Genomic DNA, 2,107 nt, shown 5'->3' on the forward strand with positions numbered 1-2,107 from the left:
CGTACTCCCGGAGGCGGGGGAGGTGCTCGAGGTGGCCACGGGTGACGTCGTCTCCAGCGCCCCAGAGCTCGCCCGACTGACGCTCAATGTTGCCGCGGTCCACCATGACCGGTTCGCCGCCGGCGGCGGCCAGCGCCTGGTCTACGGCGGCCACACGATCGCGATCGCCGCGTCCCAGCTGACGCGTGCCCTGCCAGACCTCGCGACGATCCTGGCGTGGGAGTCCTGCGACCACACAGGCCCGGTCCACGAGGGCGACACCCTGACGACGCGCTTCACGGTGCAGCACGCCGCCCCGGCGGCCGGCGGCTGGCAGGTCCTCGACCTGCGTGCCGAGGTCACCGCCGACGGCGAGCGCCCCGTCCTGGACTGGAGGTTCTCCGTCCTCGCGTGATTCGTTGGTCGAGGAGGTTGCGCAGCAACCGTCTCGAGACCTCACGGCATCGTGTAGCCACCGCTGACGCTGAAGAGCTGGCCGGTCACCTGCCGCGACATCTTCTCTGAGGCGAGGAAGAGCACCGATGCGGCGACGTCCTCGGCGCTGGTCAACCGGCCGAGCGGGGTGTCCTTGAGCAGGTACTCCGCCTGGTCGTCGTTGAAGACGTTGTCCTTTCCGACAGCCCACAGGCTGCTGGCGCCGACGGCGTCGGGGCCGTCGGGGACGACGAGGCCCGGGCAGACGATGTTGGAACGGATGCCGTGCCGGCCGTGCTCGCGCGCGGTCGTCCGGGCCAGGGCGACGACCGCCGCCTTCGTGGCGCCGTACACGCCCTGACGGATCTGGCCGAAGGCCGATTCACTGGCGATGAAGACGATCGAGCCCTGGCCCTGCTCGCGCATGGGAGACAGGACGGCCTGGGTCGCCGCGATGGCGGTGAAGAAGTTGACCTCGACGGTCTTCTGCCAGTTGGCACGGTCGGTGTTCTTCGCGATGAACCCGGGCACGCTCCAGCCCGCGTTGTTGACGAGTACGTCGACCCCGCCCCAGGCCTCCATGCAGCGATCGGCAGCGCGCTGCGCCTCGCCCTCTGTGGTCAGGTCGCCGACGACCACCTCGACGCCCGCGGCGCCGCGGTCGAGCGCCTCGGCCGCGACCTTCCCGGCCTGCTGGCCGTCGATGTCCGAGAGCACGATCCGGCTGCCCTCGGCGGCGAAGGCGTGCACGATGCCGCGGCCGATGTTGGACGCGCCTCCGGTGATCAGTACGCGTTTGTCCTTCAGTCCCAGGTCCATCTGTGCTCCTTCGAGGCGGGCCATGTCGATCTCCGGCGTGACGCTTGACACGCCGCGCCGACCCATCTAGCGTTCCATAAGTAGAGTTACGTTAATCCAGATTCAAATTTACCGGAAGTCCTTGGGGGAGTGCGATGGCGTCAATGGTCGAGGCTGCGACCAAGCCGACGCGTGAGCTCGGCGGGATTCTGGCGATGACGCTGGACGCCCTCGTGATCATGTTCACCAAGCGGTTCTCGTGGCGTGAGGCCGTGCAGCAGGCGTGGTTCATCACGCGGGTCTCGCTGGTGCCGACCCTGCTGGTGATGCTCGGCTTCACGTTGCTGGTGATCTTCGAGGTCAACCTGTTGCTCAAGGACCTCGGCGCCCTCGACCTCGCGGGCGGCATTGCGGGCATCGCGTCCGTGCAGCAGATCGGTCCGTTCGTCACGGTCGTGGTGGTGGCCGGTGCCGGCGGCACGGCGATGTGTGCGGACCTCGCGGCGCGCACCATCCGTGAGGAGATCGCGGCCATGCAGGTGCTGGGCATCGACCCGATCCAGCGGCTCGTCGTACCCCGGATCGTGGCCGCGGTGCTGGTGACCCTCGTCCTGAACGTCCTCATCTGCGCCGGTGGCCTCGCTGGTGGCTACTTCTTCTCGGTCTATCTCCAGGACGTCAATCCGGGCGCCTACGTCGCCAGCATCCCCTTGTTCACCGGGATCCCCGAGCTGATGTTCAGCATGATCAAGGCCTTCGTCTTCGGCCTGATCGCCGCAATCATCGCCTGCTATCGCGGCCTCAACGTGGCCGGCGGATCCAAGGGTGTCGGTGACGCCGTCAACCAGGCCGTGGTGATCACCGTGGCCGTGCTCGTCCCCGTCAGCCTGACCAT

General features: G+C 68.0%; 2 protein-coding genes and 1 pseudogene. 2 read left to right on the forward strand and 1 reads right to left on the reverse strand.

All coding sequences use genetic code 11. The features are described from left to right. Positions 1-394, forward strand: a pseudogene (locus ACOADB_RS04505) (hypothetical protein); the annotation flags it as partial. Positions 395-435: 41 nt separating this feature from the next. Here the strand turns inward: ACOADB_RS04505 and ACOADB_RS04510 are convergent. Beyond that, positions 436-1,233 (reverse strand): SDR family NAD(P)-dependent oxidoreductase, encoded by a 798-nt coding sequence (locus ACOADB_RS04510; RefSeq protein ID WP_378596733.1) that lies wholly within the window; start codon positions 1,231-1,233, stop codon positions 436-438. 134 nt (positions 1,234-1,367) lie between these two features. Here ACOADB_RS04510 and ACOADB_RS04515 point away from each other — a divergent pair. Beyond that, positions 1,368-2,107: MlaE family ABC transporter permease (locus tag ACOADB_RS04515; protein ID WP_378596734.1), on the forward strand; the 740-nt coding region annotated here is incomplete at its 3' end.

This window comes from Nocardioides sp. CPCC 206348 (genome assembly GCF_048654705.1).
Classification (GTDB): domain Bacteria; phylum Actinomycetota; class Actinomycetes; order Propionibacteriales; family Nocardioidaceae; genus Nocardioides.

Coding starts and splice junctions, on each gene's coding strand:
- ACOADB_RS04510 (WP_378596733.1), bottom strand. CDS start 1,233: ATGGACCTGGGACTGAAGGACAAACGCGTACTGATCACCGGAGGCGCG.